Genomic DNA, 19,985 nt, shown 5'->3' with positions numbered 1-19,985 from the left:
TTAATCATCGGGCTCTATACCTTCGAGACCAGAGCGCCGAACAGGGCGCCGAACAGAGCACACAGTTCAGCCCGAACGGCCTCATCACCCCTCATTCAAAAGGGAGTTCACCATGTCCGAAACGCCTCAGACCACCGACGTCGCCGCCTCCGACGCCGACCTGCTCGGCCGGACCGCGATCGCCGTGCGCGAGGCCGGCTCCGCGCTGCGCGAGCGCTTCGGCGACGTGGTCCGCCACCGGACCCGCGACGAGCTGATGCGCGCGCTCGCCGCCAACGACGACACGGCCCTGGAGATCCTGCGGCCCCGCCTCACACGGCTGCGCCCGCAAGCCCGGTGGGTGGAGGACGAGCTCGACGGCGGGGCGCTGCCGTCCGGCGAGTGGTGGGTGGTGGATCCGGCCGAAGGCAACGTCAACCACCTGCACGGCCTGCCGGACTGGGCGGTCACCGCCACCCTCGTGCGCGAGAACCGCCCGGTGCTCACCGTGGTCCACCTTCCGCTGACCGGCGAGACCTACACCGCGCTCACCGGGGCGGGCGCCCACCTCGACGGCCGGCCGCTGCACGTCTCCCCGACCACGGATCTCGGCCTGGGCATCGTGGCCACCAGCCAGGCCCGGCCGGACGAGGACGAGACGGTGGTGCGGCGCGTCGGCTCCTCGATCACCGAGATGCTCCTCGACGCGCTCGTCGTGCGCACCGCCGTGCCCGCGACCCTGCACCTGGCGAACGTGGCCGCCGGCCGGGTCGACGCCTTCTGGCAGTTCGCCGGCGCCCGCGCGGACCTCCTCCCCGGAGCGCTGCTCGTCACCGAGGCCGGCGGACGCGTCTCCGACACCCAGGGCCGCCCCTGGACCCCGCAGAGCGAGAGCTTCCTGGCCACCGCCCCCGGCATCCACGCCGAAGCCGTGACCACGCTCTCGCGCTGACCGCACGCCCCGACCCACCCCTACGGAAGGACCTCCCCACCATGACCACGATCGCAGTACTCGGAAACGGCCGCGTCGGCGGCAACCTGGCCGCGGCCCTCGCCCGCGCGGGGCACGAGGTGACGGTGGCGGACCGCTCGCCCGGCGCCGCCGCCGGCGCGGCCAGGGCCGCGGAGGTCGTCATCAACGCCACCCCCGGCGCCGGCTCGCTGGAGCGGCTCACCGCCCTGCGCGGGGAACTGCGGGGCAAGATCCTCGTCGACGTCTCCAACGCCACCACCGACGGACCGGACGGACTGCCCGCCGACCTGCTCCACCCCGGCTCCAGCCTCGCCGAGCAGATCCAGGAAGCGCTCCCGGACACACGCGTCGTCAAGACCCTCAACACCATGCTCTTCCCGGTGATGACCGCACCCACCATCCTCACCCAGGCGCCCGACGCCTTCCTCTCCGGCGAGGACCCGCAGGCCAAGCAGACCGTCCGCGAGCTGCTCACCGACCTCGGCTGGCGCACCGAGTGGATCACCGACCTCGGCGGGATCAGGACCGCCCGCGCCACGGAGGCCGCGGTACTGTTCGTGCCGCACGTGATCCGGTCCACCGGATTCGCGCCCTTCGCGATCTCGATCGCCCGCTGATCCACCGAGTCGGCGTCCTCGGCACGCAGGACTCCGACGGCCGGCCCGCGAGGCCGAGGCGGCCAGGCTGCCGCTGCCGGCCGGACCCGTGGCCGGCGTTGTCCGCGATGTCCATGCGCGGAAGTATGCCGATCACACCGGGATCGTGGGAATCGCCCTTCCCGCAGGCACGGCTCAGGCCGAGACGGCCGCACGGGACAGAGCGGTGCGCAGCGCGAAGACGCCGAGCAGGCCGCCTGACGCGAACCGCTGAGCGGTCATCACGCGAGGCCGGGCGGCCAGGAACCCCGACACCCTGGCCGCACCGAGCATGATCAGAGCGTTCACGGACAGCCCCACGATGACCTGCACACCACCGAGCTGGAGCAGTTGCGCCCAGTCCGGGCCCGCCTGCGGATCCATGAACTGGGGCAGAAGAGCGGCGTACATGAGCGCGATCTTGGGGTTGAGCAGGTTGGTCAGGAGCCCCATCGAGAACAGGCGGGCGTCGGAGACCGCAGGCAGGTCCCGGGCCGGTGCGAACGGCGAGCGGCCTCCGGGCTTGAGCATGCCCCACGCCAGGTAGGCCAGGTAGGCGGCCCCGGCGAGCTTGACCACCGTGAACGCCAGCGGCACGGCGGCGAACAACGCGGACAGGCCCGCGGCCGCGGCCAGCAGGTAGCACAGGAACCCCACGGCGGTCCCGCTCAGACTGACCAGCCCCGCCCTGCGGCCCTGGGTGATCGCGCGAGAGGCGAGGTGGATCATGTTCGGTCCCGGCGTCAGGGCCATGCCCAGTTCGACCAGGGCCACTGCCCCTGCTGTGGCCGGACTGATCACCGGTCAACTCCCGATCGCTTGCCGGGAATCTCGTACCCGGAGTGGGGCGGCACCCGGCTGCGCCGAGCGGCTGCGACGCATGAGCCGTGCCCGCGTCTGAAGCCGTGCCCGCATCGTCCACCCCAGGATACGGGCCTGCCGGTCGGCGCCGTCAGGCACCCCTGGCTCCGGCGGACCGACGCCGTCAACCGCTGTACGCCTGGGTGCCGAACTCGCCTCCCTCGTACGCCTACACGTTGTCGCTCCCCGGCGCGAGGGTGCGGTGCTCAGCCGCCGAGGCGGGCCAGGAGCAGGCGCGCCCGTCGGCTCTTGGCCTCGGCGCGGCTCTTCAGGTGGAGCGCGCGGGCCAGGCGGTGCTGCTCGGCTTCCCGGATCCGCTCGTCGGCGATGGCGCGCGCGGTGTCGAGGTGGTGGTTCATGGCGGTTCCCCCTGTCGGCGGGTAGCCCGTCGATGGCTTCGGCATCGACCCGAGGCTTCCCTTGCTCCTCTGATTCTACGCCAACATCCGAGCATTGGGCACCAATTCATGGCCATGATGGAGAGTTGGCCTGTTGTTTGAAGGTTCTTAGGCTTGGTGAGCAGCGGGTGAGCAGTGGGTGAGCGCGACCGGCCCCGGACGATGGGTCTCCCGCCACCGGAGCCGGCCCGGTCCCGTCCCCGGCCGCCGTCAACGGCCGCCGTCAACGGCCGCCACTGCCGACCGGGTGTCGGGCGAGGCGGGGAAGGCGTTGGCGGCGGGGCACCGGGTGAGTGCGCGGGACGGTTTCCTGCGGGCGTCGAACTACTACCGGTCGGCCGAGTTCTTCCTGCACGGCCGGCCCTGCGATCCGCGGCACGAGCACGCCTACGAGCGCAGCGTGGAGTGCTTCCGGGCGGCGGCCGCGCTGTTCTCCCCGGTGATCGAGCCGGTGGAGATCCCGTACGAGGGCACCGCCCTGCCCGGCTACCTGTACCGCGTGGACGACTCCGGGACGCCGCGCCCGACGCTGATCATGCACAACGGCTTCGACGGCACCGCGGAGGAGCTGCACTTCTTCGGGGCGATGGCGGGCGTGGAGCGCGGTTACACGGTGCTGGTCTTCGACGGCCCCGGTATGCCCGGTCCGCGCCACCGCGAGGGCCTGGTCTTCCGTCCCGACTGGGAGCACGTCGTCACCCCGGTCGTGGACTTCGCCGAGGCCCTCCCGGACGTCGACAACAGCCGTATCGCGCTGCTGGGGATCAGCATGGGCGGCGTCCTCGCCCCCAGGGCCGCCGCGTTCGAGCACCGTCTGGCGGCGCTGGTCGCCGTCGACGGCCTCTACGACCTCGGCGAGACCTCGGTGCGCAGCATCCCCGGCACCCGGGAGGAGGCCGAGCGGCTCCTGCGCGCGCCCTCCGCTTCAAGGGCCAGCCCGAGCAGCTCTACGACCACCTCACCTGCCCCAGGACCCTGATGGTGTTCACCGCGGAGGAGGGCGCCGGCGCGCACTGCCACCCCGGCGCCATGCGCCTGACCCAGGCCCGGATCTACGACTGGCTCGACGAGACCCTCGCCGCGGGCGCGTGAGGGGTCGGCGCCCCCGGTCCGGGAGGGCCGGTGGGTGAGGCCGAGACCGGGTCGGTCCTATGCTGGTCCATATGTTTTTGCTCGTTATGGGGGGCTTCGTGGCGGCCGGCTTCGCGGTTTCCAGGCTCGCGGTGCATGTCGCACGTGACCTGCTCGCTGTCACCGCCGCGTTGTTCGGGTTGACCGCAGGAGCCCTGACAGGCCTCGGCGTGGGCATCGCGTGCCTGCCGAACTACGGCGGGCCGGTCTTCACCGTGCTCATGTGGATCGGCGGCCTGTTCGGCACGGGTCTGGGGCTCGCCCGACGCCTGGACCGCACGGTGTGACCTCTCTGCCGACCGGGCCGCGGGGAAGCATCCGGTCCAGCCACTTCGGCAGCCACCAGTTGGCCCGGCCGAGGAGCGTCATGGTCGCCGGTACCAGCACCATGCGTACGACCGTGGCGTCGATGAGGATCGCGGTGGCCAGGCCGAGCCCGAACATCTTGGCGGAGGGGTCCTCGGCGACGGCGAAGGACAGGAAGACCGCCACCATGATGAGGGCGGCCGAGGTGATGATCCGGGCGGTGCCGGAGACGCCCTCAACGATCGCCGTGCCGTTGTCGCCGGTGCGCAGGTACTCCTCGCGCACGCGGGAGAGGAGGAACACCTCGTAGTCCATCGACAGGCCGAACAGGATGGCGAAGAGGAACATCGGGATGAACGACACGATCGGAACCGTCGCTTCCAGCCCGATGAGTGCGCCTCCCCAGCCCCACTGGAAGACCGCGACCATGATGCCGTAGGCCGCGCCGATGCTCAGCAGGTTCAGCAGTACCGCCTTGAGCGGTACGAGTATCGAGCGGAAGACCAGCATCAGCAGCAGGAACGACATCGCCAGCACGGCGGCGACGAACACCGGCAGGCGTTCGCTGGTGCGTCGGCCCACGTCGGACAGGCTCGCGGCGGCGCCGCCGACGTGGGCCCTGGCCGGGCCGTGCCCGATCGCCGCGGGCAGCACGTCGGTGCGCAGCCGGGCGATGGTGTCGGCCGTGGCCTTGTCCTGAGGGCCGGTGGTCGGGAACACCACGAGGGTCGCGATGCCGGTGGCCCGATCGATGTGCGTCGGTGCGACGGATGCGATGCCCGGATCCGCCGCGACCGCAGTGACGAGACGGTCCACCACCCCCGGATCGCCGGTGGGGTCCGCGGCGATGACGAGGGGACCGTTGGTGCCCGGGCCGAACCCCTCGGCGACGAGGTCGTAGGCCCGGCGCTCGGTACGGCTCTGCGGCAGTGAGCCGTCGTCGGGCAGGCCGACGCGCAGGCCGAACACGGGCAGCGTCGCGGTCAGCAGCAGCCCCGCCGCGCCGACCGCGTACGGCACCGGGTGTCGGCTGACGTGCCCGATCCAGCGACGCCACCCGGCGGCGTGGGCGGCGCCTTGCGCCCGGTCCCGCCGCCGTGCGAGCCGGCCCGGCCTCCCGGTCTGCAGAGCCCGGACGATCCGGCCGGCCCGGGCCAGGCGCGGGCCGGCCGCGCCGAGGAAGGCCGGCAGCAGCGTCACCGACGCGAGCACCATGGTCAGGACGACGATCGAGACCGCCAGGCCGCCCACCGTCATGAACGGCACGTTCGCGACCGCCATGCCGAGGATCGACACGACGACGGTGCCGCCGGCGAAGACCACCGGCCGCCCCGCCGTGGCCACCGCCCGTCCGGCCGCCTCGTGCGGATCGAGCCCGTGCGCGAGGTACTCCCGGTGTCTGGCGAGCACGAACAGCGCGTAGTCGATGCCCACTCCGAGCCCGACCATGCTGCCCAGGACCGGTGCGAAGGTGGGGACGTCCGTCACCCCCGCCAGTACCGTCATCGTGGCGACCCCGACGGTCAGCCCGAAGACCGCCATGCCGATCGGCAGCGCGGCGGCGACGAGCGAACCGAACGCCAGGAACAGGATCGCGGCGGCGGCAAGGAGCCCGATCAACTCGCTTGCGCCGCCGTCGGGATCGGAGAAGGCGTAGAAGAGGCTCCCGCCCATCTCGATCCGCAGGGGCAGCTCGGCGCGCAGCCGGCCGCCGAGATCGACGAGGGCGTCGAGGTCCTCGGCCGACAGCCGGCTCTGGTCGGGGTACTGCACCCGGACGACCGCGATCCGCCCGTCGGCCGAGACGAGTCCGCCGCGCACGGCGGTGTCCCGGCCTGCGTCCAGTGCCCGCGCCGGGTCGCCCGAGCCGAGCACGTGCGGCAGCCGCTTCACCTCGGTCTGCAGCCGCGTGAGAGCGGTGCGCGCGCCGTCGTCGTCGAAGAAGGTCGCACCGCCGTCGCGGGGGGTGACGACGACCTGGGCGGTCATCCCCTCCTGGCCGGTGCCGGCCCGCCCGATCAGTTCCGCGGCCCGCTGGGAGTCCAGTCCCGGAGCGGTCATCGAGTCCGCGGTCCGCCCGCCGAAGGCGATCGCGGCGAGGACGGCGAGCACGGCGGCGACCAGCCATAACGCGATCACCCGCCAGGGACGGCGGGCGGCGCATGTGCCCAGGCGCAACAGGGCTTTCGAGAGCATCGGGTCCTCCAACCACCTCGGCGGAACCGTCCTTGTACGGCCGCCGATCCCGAGGCTCGTCGCCACGGCGCTCCGCGGCATCGGCCCGCGGGCCGCGGATCCGTCGGCCCCGGGGCGGAGTGACGACCCGTCCTTTCGGCCGATGCGCGGCACGGCGCGATCCCTAGGCTGAGAACCGTGCTCCGAGACGACCTGCGAACCCTGTGGACCGAACCCCGGCCGCCCGCCGCACCCGCCCGGGTGCGGAGGGACTGGGCGCTGCTCACCGCGGGCCTTGCCGGTGTGGCACTGGAGGCCACCCTGCGCGAGAACGTCGTGTGGCGGCCGGTGGCGGTGGTGTTGGCCGTATGGCTGTGCCTGCTGCCCCTGTGGCGCCGGACCCGCCCGCTGGCGATGGTGACGCTGGCGTTCGGCTCGGTGGTCCTGCTTCCGGTGGCCTCGCTCGTCGCCGCACCGCGCGAGCCCGTCGGCCTGTACACCGGCTCGGTCGTGCTCGTGCTGGTGTACGCGCTGCCCCGGTGGGGATCGGGGCGCGAGATCGTGCTGGGCGGCGCGGTGATCCTCGCGGCCGGCGCGCTGTGTGTCGTCGCGGACGGGACCCCGGTCGTCGAAAAGGTCGCGGGCTTCGTCTTCCTGCTGCTGCCCGGCGTGGCCGGGGCTGCCGTGCGGTTCCGGATGACCGCTCGCGAGCGGCAGTTGGAGCAGGTGCGCTCCCGCGAGCGCGAGCAGCTCGCCCGGGAACTGCACGACACGGTGGCCCACCACGTGTCGGCCATGGTGATCATCGCCCAGGCGGGCCGGGTGCTCGCGGGCACCGACCCGTCCGCCGCCGTCGAGGCGCTGGAGGGGGTCGAGGAGGAAGGGGCGCGCACACTGGAGGAGATGCGCGCCATGGTCGCCGCGCTGCGCGACCGCGGGGTCGGCGCCGAGCTGGCGCCCCCTGCCGGAGTCGCGGATCTGGAGCGCCTGGCGCGCACCCCGGGCGGTCGCCTCACGGTCGACCTGGGGCTCGACGGCGAACTGGACGCGCTGCCCCCGGCCGTGGACGCGGCCGTCTACCGGATCGTGCAGGAGTCGGTGACCAACGCGCTGCGCCATGCGGTCGACGCGACCGAGCTCGTCGTCCAGGTCGCCGCGGAACGGCACACGGTACGGGTGAGCGTGCGCGACAACGGCCGGCGCACCGGCCGGGGTCGCGACGGATACGGACTTACCGGACTGCGCGAGCGCGCGACCCTGCTCGGCGGCACACTACGAGCCGGCCCGGGTACCGACCGGGGCTGGCATGTCGAAGCCGAACTGCCGAGGGCGAGGAGCGAGAGCGGTGTCCACGGTGTCCATTCGCGTCCTCGTCGCTGACGACCAGACGATCATCCGCACCGGGTTGCGGATCATGCTGAACGCCCAGCCCGGCATCGAGGTGGTCGGCGAGGCCGCCGACGGGCGGGAGGCGGTACGGCTGGCCCGCGAACTACGCCCCGACGTCTGCCTGTTCGACATCCGCATGCCCGTACTCGACGGGCTCGAGGCCACCCGGCTGGTCGCCGGCCCGGGCGTCGCCGACCCGCTGGCCGTGGTCGTCATCACCACCTTCGACCTCGACGAGTACGTCTACGGCTCACTGCGTGCCGGCGCCCGCGGATTCCTCCTCAAGGACACGGGGCCAGACCTCCTGGCCCAGGCCGTACGGTCGGCCTCCGGCGGTGAGGCGCTCATCGCGCCCAGCGTCACCGTCCGTCTGCTCCAGGCATTCGCGGACCTGCCCGCCGGCCGACCCCCGGCCCAGCCGGTCTCACCCGTCACCGCCCGCGAGGAGCAGGTGCTCCTCGCCGTCGCCCGCGGTCTGACCAACACCGAGATCGCCGATGCACTGCACATCAGCCTCAGCACGGTGAAGACGCATCTGGCCAGCCTGATGGCCAAACTCGGCGCCCGCAACCGGGTCGAGATCGCGATGTGGGCCTACGAAACGCGCCGCATCCTCCCCGGAACCTGAGCCGGGCGCCGCCGGGCCGTGCCCCATGACGTCCTCAACGCCCGGCTGACCTTCGCGAACGCCCCCGACGGCGGAGCCGTCGCCACCCTCGACCTCCCCGACCCTGAACCCCGGCCGGCGGGCCGTTGATCGGGTGTCAACCACCTCCGGTGATGCTGCCCCCTCCGAGGTTCGTCCACAGGAGGGATGGCATGAACACCACGCGCGCACAGCGCCCAAGGCCCGCACCGACCGCGGCGAGGCCACTCCCGGCGAGACTCCTCCCGGTGCTGCTGGTCCTCACCCTGCTCGCCGAACTGCTGGCCGTGGTGGCGGCGAAGCCCGCCAAGGCGGCGGTGCACGAGTTCCGGCCGGCGACCTGGAACATGCAGGCCACCGGGAGGCGCTGGAGGGACGTCATACCGCGGCTGCTGGCGACAGGCGACAACGTGCTGGCCCTTCAGGAGCATCCCGACACGGACCCCGGGGTGGGCAGGTGGGACGATCCCAACCAGCGCCCGCAGGATTTCACGCTGCTCGGCCGCGACTTCCTGCAGCCGGGAGCGGAGACCCGCCCCGGTGCCCCGTGGGATCCCGATGCCGTCGAGGGCGAGATCCTCAGCCGGTTCCGCTGGACCGGCCCCGACCGCGCGAACCCCCGCACCTACCACGTCGCCCAGATCAACAACGACATGGAGAACCGCGCTCTGGTCTTCGTCACCGAGGAGGAGCCCGAGGCCTACCTCCTCCTGCACCCGCCGGGCAGCGAGCGCCCCGTCCTGGGAGTCCGGTTCGGTGACACCTGGTTCTTCAACATCCACGCGAACAACGAGCAGGGCGGTCGCAACGACACCGGTCGGATCCTCCAGGAGGTGGCCACGGCACCGGCCGTGCAGGGCCGGAGCTGGGCGGTGATGGGGGACTTCAACACCCCGCCCGACACCACCATGCGCCAGGCCCGGGACGAGATGGGCGCAGCGGCCGGCGACCTGCACCTGGTCCGCACGAACGAGGCCACCCAGGTGCAGGGCCGCGAACTCGACTACATGGTCACCAACGACGAGGCCATGGTCCTGGCAGTCCGGCAGGAGGTCACCGGCTGGATGACCGACGGCACCAGGCGGGACCACGACGCGGTGTTCTTCGCCCCCATGGTCGCGGGGGGCGAGCGCGCTCCGATCCACTCGCTCCAGCACCGGGGTGACGGGCGGCTCGTCGTGCCCGTGTACGAGAACCAGACGTACTCGCGGTTCCGGGAGAGTCGCGACGGCGGGATGGCCATGTCGGGGATGTTCGTGGAGCTCTCGCCGTTCCGCGAGTCGGACGGCCTGCTGTACACGGGGCTGATGGATCTCCACTCGAAGATGTGCCTGTCCGCGACGACCCCGGACGAGACCGGGCCCTCGGACCGTCCGGACCTCGTCCAGAAGCGCTGCGCGCAGGGGAAGCCGCCGAAGGAACAGCTCTGGCGGTTCGACGCCAACGGGACCCCGTGGAACGCCACGGACCGCGCCGTGTTCACCGACCACGGCAATCCCGTCCTCTACCTGGGAGCGGAGGGCACCGAGCCGCCCTCCGACGAGTGGCGGCACTGCGCGTGGAAGCTGAACTCCCGCGGGCCGGACGTGGTGTTGTTCGACGAGGTGTCCTGCAACGTGGACGGCCCGAGCCACCCGACGCCGATGGTGCTGGAGTCGTCGTCCGGGATCGACGCCGCGGTCTCCCTGGACGGCCGCGGCTCCGGCCTGGCGAGCGTGGAACTGCAGAAGGGCAACCTCACCACGACGATGACCTTCGGCCCGGACCGGCACCAGGAGGCCGAAGCCAGGACCACGTCGATCGCCTCGGGCGAGATCCCCGGCGGGACCTCCGACGCCTTGACGACGCTGCCCAGCAGCGGGGGGACGGTCCTGGGCTTCACGCTCCCGTCGAGCTCCACCGGACTGCCGAGCTACTGGCGCCTCAAACCCGTGGACGGCCTGCGCAAGGTGGGGCGGGTGGTGCAGCCGCAGCCGGTCGAGGACGCGTTCCTCCCCTTGGCGGGGCCGCAGTTCGCGGCGTTCCGCGCCAAGGTCGACGCGGTGCTTCCGGTCCCGGGCACCCGCGACGAGATGTACATGTTCAGCGGGGACAGCTACCTGCGCATGAAGGTCGCCATCGACGGGACGAAGGACCAGGTCGTCAACGGGCCCAAGCCCATCAGTGAGAACTTCGGCGAACTCGCCCGGAAGGCACCCGCGTTCACCGAGAACATCGACGCCGCGTTCAGCCTCCCGCGCGACCCGGGCACGGCCTACCTGTTCAAGGGCAACGAGTACGTGAAGCTCGCCCTGGACCCGGGCGGCACCAACGACCGCGTCCTCGAAGGACCGGAGCGGATCTGCGCCGGCTGGCGGGGGCTGTGCGGGACGGTCTTCGACGGCGAGGTGCCGACCAGCACCGCCGCCGCCGAGTTCTCCGTCCTGGCCTCCGACGGGGGGAACGCCCCCGTAGCCGCGGACGCCGGCTCGCCCGTCGACACCGCGCCGGACGACCGCGGCACCAAGCCCGCGTCCAGCGGGGACTGCCGCCCGGACGGCCTCACCCCGGTGGACGGCACCAGCCCGCGCTACTGCGACGTCTACGACGGATCGGGCCGGGAGTGGGTCGGCCAGGGCCGCAGCCGCCGCACGGTCGGCTACTTCACCGGCTGGCGCACCGGTGCCGACGGCTCCGCGCCCTACCTGGTGAACAACATCCCCTGGTCCAAGGTCAGCCACGTCAACTACGCGTTCGCGCACGTCGAGAACGACCGGATCTCCGTCGGCGACACCGCCGACCCGAGGAACCCCGCCACCGGGATGACCTGGCCCGGCACGGCCGGGGCCGAGATGGACCCCGCCCTGCCCTACCAGGGCCACTTCAACCTCCTCACCCGCTACAAGCGGGAGCACCCGGCGGTCAAGACCCTGATCTCGGTCGGCGGCTGGGCGGAGTCCTCCGGCTTCTACACCCTGACGACCCGCGCCGACGGCTCGGTGAACCAGCCCGCCATCGACACCTTCGCCGCCTCCGTGGCGGAGTTCCTCGACCGGTACGGCTTCGACGGCGCGGACATCGACTACGAGTACCCCACCGCGCTCCCGCAGGCCGGCAACCCCCGGGACTGGCCGGTCGCCGACGCCCGCCGCAAGGGGCTCGGCGCCGGATACGAGGCGCTGATGAAGACCCTGCGCGGCGCCCTCGACCGGGCCGGCGCCGCCAAGGGCCGCTACTACCTGCTCACCTCCGCGGTCTCCGGCTCCGGCTACCTCGTCCGCGGCCAGGAGGCCCAGTCCGCGCTGAAGTACCAGGACTTCGTCAACGTCATGACCTACGACCTGCACGGCTCCTGGAACGACTTCGTCGGCCCGCAGGCCCCCCTCCACGACGACGGCCGGGACGCCGAACTCGCCGCCGCCGGCATCTACGACGACCAGGCCCCCGACACCAAGGACTTCCAGAAGCACGGCTACTTCAACACCGACTGGGCCTACCACTACTACCGCGGCGCACTGCCCCCGTCCCGGATCAACCTCGGCATCCCCTACTACACCCGCGGCTGGCAGGACGTCACCGGCGGCACCGACGGGCTGTGGGGCCACGCCACGATGGCCGACCAGCAGGCCTGCCCGCCGGGCACCGGCGGCAAGGGCAACGGCGCCCAGGGCACCGGCGCGAGCGCACCCTGCGGCGAGGGTGCCATCGGCATCGACAACCTGTGGCACGACACCGACAACGGCCGCGAGGTGCCGGCCGGCTCCAACCCGCTGTGGCACGCGAAGAACCTCCAGGACGGCCGCACCCCCGGCTACCTCGGCGCGTACGGACTCGACACCACCCGGGCGTCCGTCCAGCTGCGCGGCACCTACCAGGAGAAGTACAGCGACGCACTGGAGTCCTCCTGGCTGTGGAACCCCGACAAGAAGGTCTTCCTCTCCACCGAGAACGACCGCTCCGTCCGGGCCAAGGCCCAGTACATCGGCGACCAGGGCATCGGCGGCGCGATGATCTGGGAACTCGCCGGGGACTACGCCAAGCGCCCCTCCGGCGAGTGGGGCATGGGGTACGACCTCACCACCACCCTGGACACGGCGCTGCGCCAGGCCGGCCCCGCCAAGGCCGAACGAGCCGACACCGCACTGCCGCAGCAGGTCCTCGACGTGAGCGCCGAACTCGTCGACTACCCCACGGACGTCAAGGACATGTGGCCGATCCAGCCGAAGCTGCGGATCACCAACAACACCGCCGCCACGCTGCCCGCGGGCACCCGGATCTCCTTCGACATCCCCACCTCGACGACGCCCCTGCTCAAGGACGAGGCCTGGAAGGAACTGACCGACGCCGTCCAGCCGGGCCGCACCGGCCCCAACGCCGGCGGGCTGAAGGCCGACTTCCACCGCGTCACCCTCACCCTCGGCACCTGCGAGGAGCTCCCGCCGGGCAAGGCGCGCGACATCGGCATCAAGTACTACCTGCCGATCACCGGCCCGGCGAACTTCACCATCGGGCTCAACGGGACGGAGTACGGCCTGGCCCAGGACCACCGCCGCGCCACCACCGCCGCCGAGGCCCCGCAGGGCGACGGCGCCCGCTGCCAGGCCGACGCCTGGGACCCGGGGCGCACCTACAACCCGGCGTGGGCCCCGTTCACCCTGTGGCAGACCGGGGACCGGTACAAGGTCGAGGACGTCAACAGCGGCAACCTCCTCGACCACCCCGACGGCTGGGACACCGCGCACCTGGTCGAGAGGCAGGACGACAACGCCAACCAGCTGTGGACCGTCGCCGCCGAGTGGCCCGACTTCCCGGGCTGGTACCGGATCAAGAGCACCACCGGCGGCCACGAACAGTGCCTCGACGCCCGCGCCCCCCAGGCCGCCCTGGGCGTGCGCGACTGCGACATGTCCCCGGGCCAGTGGTGGCACCTGCGCGACGACAAGGGCAACGCCGTCACCTCGATCACCCACGGTGCCTCGTACGGCCTGGAGTCCTTCGCCCCCGGCAGCGACTACGGCAAGCCGGACTACGTCGCCGAGCCCCGCAACAGCGGCACCGCACCCGGCACCCCGGTCGTCGCGGGCGATCCCGGCGGCAGCACGCGCACGGTCGTCTCGTACGGCGGCTACTACTGGAGGGCCAAGTACTGGACCAAGGGCGACACGCCGAACGCGTCCGACCCGAAGAACCCGTGGACCCGCCTGGGCCCCACGGCCTGACCCGTCGACCACCGAGCCCCGGTCCGTCCGCACCCCACCGGACCGGACCGGGGCTCCGACGTCCCGCCCCGGCCGCGACCTGGTCCCCACCTCGGCTGCGTCCCGGGCACGGGAGCCCCACCGTCCCACGGTGCCCGAATTCCCCCGGCGACGAGCGTGTGTGTCTTGCGGGATGACTTAGATCGCCTACCAAGGCTTCCGACAGGGCCGGGTGACGCCGGCTCCTCTCGCGGTGGCAGCGCCATTGGAAAGAGCCGCCCTGGTCTTCGCGCGTGGTGCAGTTGGGGTCGGCTCTTCTGTACGTCCGCCCACTGATCCCGACAGCTGGTCCGTCAGAACCCGGCAGCCAAGCCATCGATCAGCTGACGCCGCGTCCGCCCAGTGACCTGAGGTGCAGGCCGCTCTTTGTAGACCCGAGACGGACGAATGCCGTGCTCTGCGCGTCCGGGCCCCGGGCGTGGAGGCGTCTGTCGGGCATGCTTCCGGGCTCCTGGAAAAAATCTTGGTCGAAGCGTGGCGCGATCACGGGACCGGTGGCGTCCTACTCCTGAGAGCACGCCCGCCGTGCTGCCTCCGGTGCCCTTCGGCCGGAGGGCACCCCTGTCCGTCCCCACCCAGTAGGGAGTCAGGGGCTTCACCATGAAGGAGGGAGAGGGCCATGACCGATGCCCTTTCTCCGGGCCTCGCCGGAACCGATGAACCCGACGAGGCCGCATATGTCCGATTCGTCGAGGCAACGAAGACGTCGTTGTTCGCCTACGCGGTGGGCCTGACCGGCAGCCGGCACCTCGCCGACGACATCCTCCAGGATGCCTTCGTCGAGGTGTTCAAGCGCTGGTCCGACCTTCGCCGGGACCGCCCGGACAGCAACGGGCCCATCTCCCGTTCGTACGTCTTCACGATCATTCTCAACAAGTACCGGGACCACCTCCGGCGCGTGATGCGCGATGACATCCGTATGGACAAGTGGGTGTCGCAGACATTGCCGCTGGCCATCGAGGTGATCCCCGAAGAAGAGTGCATCTTCGACCAGACGGCCCGAGAGCTGTGGGCCGCCGTGGGAGAACTCGACCCGACCCAGCAAGACCTGATCTTCCGGGTCTACGTGGAGGGGAAATCCCTCACGAAGGCCGCCCAGGAAATCGGGATGACAACAACCACCGCTCGGCGCCGGCACACGGAGGCGCTCGCGCGGCTTCGCTCGCTCATCGGCGGCGAAGAGTAGTCCACCACATCGAAGAGGGCTGGAAATGGACGTTGAGAAACGCCTGCTTCTGGCTGCCGAGCCCCTAAAGCGGGCCGTCGAGGGATTCGACGGTGCTGACTTCAGCAAGCGACTCTACGCGAAGCTGGGAATAGCGCCGCACGACGACCAGACGGCCCGGGGGGCGGACGCCGACCACCGCAACGCGGTCGGCCTCCGCCCCGAAGGGCACGGGGACCAGGGGTAATCACGAGGATGCCTACCTGGCGGTGAAGTAGACCGAGGCACGCACAGACGGCGGGAAGCTACAAAAGCCCCACGCCAGGGGCCGGAGGAAGGAGCAGAAGCGCCGGGCGGAACCCGGCGAGCAGAAACCACTGGGGTCGCTGCTCACCATTGGAAACCGAGAAGTACGAATCGCACGTGCGGCAACTCCATTCACGTGATCGACATCATCACATCCTGCAACCGGGATGAAGTCGACCCTTCGAGAGGAAGAAAGGACTGATCGATATGACCCGGGCCCTGACCGTCGTTGAGCCGGTCGGCAGGCCCTCGGGTTGACGGCCTAGCGGCTGTCTCCTTCCGGCCATGACCGGTAGGAGCATGCCGGTCACCTCGCGCCATCCCACATGGGGGGTTGGTATGGCGGGGGAGTGACAGGGCGCAGTAAAGGGGCTCCCGTGCCGGTGGTCATCGGCACGGGAGCCCTTCTGCGTGCGGTTGGCGCGAGGCCTCCGCCAGTGGCGTATCAGGTGCGAGCAGACAGAGCGGGGACATCAAGGGCCACGCCGGGACTTCGGCTCACGAAGGAGCGCACCGTGGCCACGAGCGAGACCACCAGGACGACCGAGACGACGAAGACCGTCGAGGCGACGACCGAGACGACCAGGACCGTCGAGACGACGACCGGGACGACGGACGCGAAGACCGCCGGCGCCTTCCGCGGGTGGGTCGACCCGACGACGTTCCGAGGCGCGGTCGTCGCCGGGTTCATCAGCGCCGCCGTCTTCGCGATGGTGCTCGCCCTCGTCTGAACGAGGCCAGGACCACCAACGAGCCGCGGCACCAAGGGCTGCGGCACCCGGCGGGGCGGCGATGTCGCCGAGGCCGCATACCTGTGACATCGCCGCCACATGCCGCAGCACCCGGCCTCCGGCGCGGCGCCGCGGGGCGTTCCTCTGTGCTGCGGCGGGCGGGCTCTGCGCGCCCACCCCGCCTTCGCCAAGGGCGGCGAGGAGCGTTCTGCGTGGCGAAGTGGCACCTATCGGGTCGGGTGCCATCGTCAACATCTCCTCGGGCGCGGCGACCCTCGGCAGCCCCGGCCAGTACGTGCACTACGCCGCGGCCAAGGCGGCGATCGACGCACTGACCATCGGGCTGTCCAAGGAAGTCGCCGCGGACGGGATCCGGGTCAACTGCGTCGCTCCCGGCACCATCCGGACGGACTCCCACGCGGACCCCGACCGGCCCGCGAAGGTCGCCGCCAACATCCCCATGGGCCGCCGAGGCACGGCGGCAGGTTGCCGCCCGCCGAGCCGCCGGACGCCCCTGGGCCCAAATCGCCCCCGTCCTGGCGTACCTGCCCACCGAGGAGGCCCAGCCGGAGCTGCGGGCGGCCCTTTCCCGCCCGGACGCCGACGACCGGGCCGCCGCCTGGACGGCCCTGCTCGCCAACGCGGCCTCCGTCGCCGCCACAGCCGACCCGGAGGTCGCGGCGCCCGCCCTCGGCGCGCTGCCGCGGTGGGCCGCCTGGGCCCCGGAGACAGCGGACGTCGCCCGACGGGCCGTCACCGACATGGCGAACCGCGGCGGCTGGCGGGAGGCTGCGGACGCCGTCCGCACGCTCGCGGCCTCCGGGCTGCCGCACCCGCTCGGCGGCGCCGCCCCCGGCAGCCTGCTGCACCGCACCCTCGCCGAACTCGCCGCGGCCGCACGGACGGGCGACCCCGACGCCGGGGACGACCGGGACCTACCGGCCCGCCGGAGGCTGGCCCACCTCGTCGACCTCCCCGCCGACGACCGCCACCGACCGCTGCTCGAGGGCGTCGCCGACCTGCTCGCGGCCGAACCCGATCTGGCGGGTGTCAGGGCGGCCGCGCTGTGCCGGCTCGTGGACCCGACGGCCGGACCGCAGGCGCTGGAGGCCGGGCTCGGCACGCTCGCCGACGCCCACCGAGGCCGGCCGGCGGCGGCCGCGCTCACCGCGCTGGCGCTGCTGCGGGAGCACGCCTCGGGCCCGCTGCCGCCGCCCGGGACACTCGACGCGCTGGCGCGCACCGCCCGCCGGAACGGGGACACCGGCCCGGCCGCCGGGCTGTTCGCGACGGCGCTGACGGAGGCGTTCGGGGAGCGCCTCGGCTGGCCCCAGGAATGGCGGGCCCTGCTGCGTGAGCTGCGCGGCCACCCGTCGGCGGACGTCCGCGAGCGTGCCGTCGCGGCCGTCACGCACCGGGAGTGACCCGCGCCCGGGCCGTCCGTCGCACGCTCGCCGAAGCCGGCCCCGATGCCTACCTCCCCGGCCTTGCCATGGCCCTCGACAACCTCTCCACGGACCTCGGCGGTGCCTCCCGCCTGGTCGCCCGGCGGGAGGCGGAACCGCTCCTCGGCCACGCCCCCGGCAGCCTGAAGGCCGTGATGCAGCAGCAGCGGGGCCGCCGGCCCGAGCCGCTCGCCTGCCGCAGGCACGACCGCGCCCTGCCGTGGGACACCGGTCGTCCGGTACACGGTTGATACACGACTGCGCGGTGGCGGAAGCCGCGCGACGACCGGGCCGAAGTGCCGGTCGCGGAGCCTGGAGGCACACCCGGTGGCCACCGCCCCGGGGCTTTGTCCCTCTGCCTCCGGGAGGCCGCCGCCGTGTCAGTCCCCACGCAATCCGAAGACCGGGACCGGCGTACCGCGCCCGGCCGGCTTCCCCCGGCCCGCCGCAGGGCGCTGTGGGCCCTGGCCGTCGTCCTGCTCGCCGGGGCCGGCGGCGGCACGCTGGCCACCCGTCAGGGCGGCGACGCGGCCGCCGGCAACGACATGCGGGCCGGCGGGGCGCTGGTGCTGCCGGCGCCCGAGGCGATCGCCGCCCTCGGCCTCCCGTGGCCGCAGGAAGGGCAGTCGGCGGTCGCGGCGGCGAAGGTCGGCGTGCTCGGGGTCAAGGGACCGCAGCAGCCGGTGCCGATCGCGAGCGTCACCAAGGTGATGACGGCGTACGTCGTTCTCAGGGACCACCCGCTCAAGGACGGCGAGGACGGGCCGACGATCACGGTCGACGAGCGGGCCGCCGCGGAGGCGGGTTCGGCGGACGAGTCCACCGCCCCCGTCACCGCCGGGCAGCGCCTGACCCAGCGCAAGCTGCTGGAGGTGATGCTGCTGCCCTCCGCCAACAATGTGGCCCGGCTGCTGGCCCGGTGGGACGCGGGCAGCGAGGAGGCGTTCGTGTCCCGGATGAACGCGCAGGCCGCCCGGCTGGGGATGACCGCCACCACCTACACCGGGGCCAGCGGCCTTGAGGCCACGACCGTGTCCACCGCCGCCGACCAGCTCAAACTGGCCCGCGAGGCGATGAAGGACCCGGCGCTGCGGGCCACCGTGGCCCTGCGCGACACCACGCTCCCGGGCCGCGCCGCACCGCTGCACAACACCAACGGGCTGCTCGACCTGCCCGGGGTGGTGGGCCTGAAGACCGGTTCGACCACTCCGGCCGGCGGGAACCTGATGTGGGCGCTGGAGGTCGCCGACGGCAAGAGCGGCTCGGGGCGCCGGCTCGTCTACGGCGTGGTGCTCGGCCAGCGCGCCGGCACCACCCCCGCCGACGGCCTGCGGGCCGCTTTGGAGCGCAGCGGCCTGCTCGTCGACGCCCTGCGGCAGAAGCTGCCCGGCGTCCTGCCGGCACTCGACGGCGGCCGGCAGGAGTGGGCATGAGCGCGCGCACCGGCACGGCCCCGACGACACCCCCGGCCGCGGACACCGCCACGTCGGCCCACGGGCCCGGCAGCGACGGCGGGCGCAGGCCCCGCCGCCGGACGGCCCGCCACCACGTCCCTCTCCACCACGTCCTTCGCGACCGCGTCCTTCGCCGCCCGGCCCGCCCGGCCCGCCCGGCCCGACGTGCCGCAGGGCGGCGCGGGCGGCTGATCGCGGGCGCCGCCGCCGTGCTCGCCGCCCTGATGCTCCTGAGCCCCTGGCTGCCGAACGGCCCGCTCAACCTCGTCAGCCTCTGGCAGACCGTGATGCCCTGGTCGGGCCTGGGCATCACGCTGCTCCTCCTCCTCGCGGCACTGCGGCGCTCCGCCCTGGCAGCGGTGGCCGTCCTGCTGCCCGCCCTCGTCTGGACCGTCCTGTTCGCACCCGCCCTGCTCGACAAGCGCGCAGGCGGCGGGGACTTCACCGTCGTCAGCCACAACGTGAACGAGGACAACCCCGACCCGCGCCGCACGGCACGCGCCCTGGCCGGCTCCGGAGCCGACGTCGTGGCGGTGGAGGAACTGGCCCGCGGCGCGCAGGAGACCTACCGGCGCGAGCTGGCCGCCACCTACGCCTACTCCCAGGTGCACGGCGGCATCGGACTGTGGAGCAAGTACCCGCTCCAGGACGTGGAGCCGGTGGAGATCATGCCCTGGACCAGGGCCCTGCGCGCCACCGTCCTCACCCCCAAGGGCTCCGTCGCCCTCTACACGGCGCACCTCGCCTCGGTCCGGGTGCGCCCGGACGCGGGATTCACCACCGCCGGCCGCAACGAAGCGGCGGCCAGGCTCGCCGCCGCCGTCCAGAGCGAGCCGCTCGCGAGGATCGTCGTCCTGGGCGACCTCAACGGCTCCTTCGACGACTCCGCCCTGCACACGCTCACCGGGCCGCTGCGCTCGGCCCAGCAGGAGGCCGGCGACGGCTTCGGCTTCACCTGGCCCGCGCCCCTCCCGGTGGTGCGCATCGACCAGATCCTGGTGAAGGGCATCACCGCGCGCTCCGCGTGGACCCTGCCGGACACCGGCAGCGACCACCTCCCCGTCGCGGCGTCCCTGCGGCTGTGACGACCCCGCCTGCCCGCACCGCCCCCGGCGGCGAGCTCCGCACGGCAGCCCCCGGCCATGGAAACCTGC

General features: G+C 72.7%; 16 protein-coding genes and 1 pseudogene. 14 read left to right on the top strand and 3 right to left on the bottom strand.

Going from position 1 to position 19,985, the window contains the following annotated elements; translation table 11 throughout:
* Nucleotides 1-112: 112 nt before the first annotated feature.
* Together ACIGZJ_RS17495 and ACIGZJ_RS17490 are read left to right on the top strand one after the other, a co-directional pair.
* A complete protein-coding gene (locus ACIGZJ_RS17495; protein ID WP_396458014.1) occupies nt 113-931 on the top strand; it encodes an inositol monophosphatase family protein in 819 nt (272 codons plus the stop codon).
* 41 nt (nt 932-972) lie between these two features.
* Nucleotides 973-1,569 carry an NADPH-dependent F420 reductase gene (locus tag ACIGZJ_RS17490; RefSeq protein WP_396458013.1) on the top strand — a complete coding sequence of 199 codons (597 nt, stop codon included), beginning with the start codon at nt 973-975 and terminating at the stop codon, nt 1,567-1,569.
* Between the two features lie 174 nt (nt 1,570-1,743).
* Here the strand turns inward: ACIGZJ_RS17490 and ACIGZJ_RS17485 are convergent, their stop codons facing one another.
* On the bottom strand, nt 1,744-2,388 hold the full coding sequence (locus tag ACIGZJ_RS17485) for a LysE family translocator (RefSeq protein WP_396458012.1): 645 nt from the start codon (nt 2,386-2,388) through the stop codon (nt 1,744-1,746).
* A gap of 266 nt (nt 2,389-2,654) precedes the next feature.
* Complete coding sequence (locus ACIGZJ_RS17480) at nt 2,655-2,807, bottom strand: hypothetical protein (RefSeq protein WP_392935447.1); 153 nt, start codon at nt 2,805-2,807, stop codon at nt 2,655-2,657.
* 328 nt (nt 2,808-3,135) lie between these two features.
* Here ACIGZJ_RS17480 and ACIGZJ_RS17475 point away from each other — a divergent pair, with 328 nt between their 5' ends.
* Both ACIGZJ_RS17475 and ACIGZJ_RS17470 read left to right on the top strand, forming a co-directional pair.
* The gene (locus tag ACIGZJ_RS17475; RefSeq protein ID WP_396458011.1) at nt 3,136-3,825 is read left to right on the top strand and encodes an alpha/beta hydrolase family protein; all 690 of its coding nucleotides are present in this window, start codon (nt 3,136-3,138) and stop codon (nt 3,823-3,825) included.
* Between the two features lie 184 nt (nt 3,826-4,009).
* Entirely contained in the window at nt 4,010-4,264 is a 255-nt protein-coding gene (locus ACIGZJ_RS17470) for a hypothetical protein (RefSeq protein WP_396458010.1), read from the top strand.
* Here the strand turns inward: ACIGZJ_RS17470 and ACIGZJ_RS17465 are convergent.
* Nucleotides 4,197-6,479, bottom strand: coding sequence for an MMPL family transporter (locus ACIGZJ_RS17465; protein WP_396458009.1), 2,283 nt, complete (start codon nt 6,477-6,479; stop codon nt 4,197-4,199). The two genes, ACIGZJ_RS17470 and ACIGZJ_RS17465, sit on opposite strands and share 68 nt — an antisense overlap.
* Nucleotides 6,480-6,656: 177 nt before the next feature.
* Between ACIGZJ_RS17465 and ACIGZJ_RS17460 the strand changes: the two genes are divergently transcribed.
* From ACIGZJ_RS17460 to ACIGZJ_RS17415, 10 genes and pseudogenes are all read left to right on the top strand, one after another.
* Nucleotides 6,657-7,838 carry a sensor histidine kinase gene (locus ACIGZJ_RS17460; RefSeq protein ID WP_396458008.1) on the top strand — a complete coding sequence of 394 codons (1,182 nt, stop codon included), beginning with the start codon at nt 6,657-6,659 and terminating at the stop codon, nt 7,836-7,838.
* The gene (locus ACIGZJ_RS17455; protein ID WP_396458179.1) at nt 7,813-8,475 is read left to right on the top strand and encodes a response regulator; all 663 of its coding nucleotides are present in this window, start codon (nt 7,813-7,815) and stop codon (nt 8,473-8,475) included. Before ACIGZJ_RS17460 ends, ACIGZJ_RS17455 begins: the two co-directional genes overlap by 26 nt.
* A 266-nt stretch (nt 8,476-8,741) precedes the next feature.
* Entirely contained in the window at nt 8,742-13,691 is a 4,950-nt protein-coding gene (locus tag ACIGZJ_RS17450) for a glycosyl hydrolase family 18 protein (RefSeq protein WP_396458007.1), read from the top strand.
* Nucleotides 13,692-14,349: 658 nt separating this feature from the next.
* Nucleotides 14,350-14,916, top strand: coding sequence for an RNA polymerase sigma factor (locus ACIGZJ_RS17445; protein ID WP_396458006.1), 567 nt, complete (start codon nt 14,350-14,352; stop codon nt 14,914-14,916).
* A gap of 800 nt (nt 14,917-15,716) precedes the next feature.
* Nucleotides 15,717-15,932, top strand: coding sequence for a hypothetical protein (locus ACIGZJ_RS17440; RefSeq protein ID WP_396458005.1), 216 nt, complete (start codon nt 15,717-15,719; stop codon nt 15,930-15,932).
* Nucleotides 15,933-16,164: 232 nt separating this feature from the next.
* Nucleotides 16,165-16,407 (top strand): annotated as a pseudogene (locus ACIGZJ_RS17435) (SDR family NAD(P)-dependent oxidoreductase); the annotation flags it as partial.
* Nucleotides 16,408-16,693: 286 nt separating this feature from the next.
* Nucleotides 16,694-17,356: a hypothetical protein gene (locus tag ACIGZJ_RS17430; RefSeq protein WP_396458004.1), complete on the top strand. Its 663-nt coding sequence runs from the start codon at nt 16,694-16,696 to the stop codon at nt 17,354-17,356.
* Nucleotides 17,353-17,628, top strand: a complete 276-nt coding sequence (locus tag ACIGZJ_RS17425; RefSeq protein ID WP_396458003.1) for a hypothetical protein — start codon at nt 17,353-17,355, stop codon at nt 17,626-17,628. Before ACIGZJ_RS17430 ends, ACIGZJ_RS17425 begins: the two co-directional genes overlap by 4 nt.
* A gap of 126 nt (nt 17,629-17,754) precedes the next feature.
* Entirely contained in the window at nt 17,755-18,810 is a 1,056-nt protein-coding gene (locus tag ACIGZJ_RS17420; protein WP_396458002.1) for a D-alanyl-D-alanine carboxypeptidase family protein, read from the top strand.
* Entirely contained in the window at nt 18,807-19,916 is a 1,110-nt protein-coding gene (locus tag ACIGZJ_RS17415; protein ID WP_396458001.1) for an endonuclease/exonuclease/phosphatase family protein, read from the top strand. The genes ACIGZJ_RS17420 and ACIGZJ_RS17415 overlap by 4 nt, the downstream gene beginning before the upstream one ends.
* The last annotated feature ends 69 nt before the right edge of the window (nt 19,917-19,985 follow it).

It is taken from the genome of Kitasatospora sp. NPDC052868 (assembly GCF_044547105.1).
Lineage (GTDB): Bacteria > Actinomycetota > Actinomycetes > Streptomycetales > Streptomycetaceae > Kitasatospora.
The sequence above is the reverse complement of the archived record's forward strand: the minus strand, read 5'-3'. Positions and strand labels throughout refer to the sequence as shown.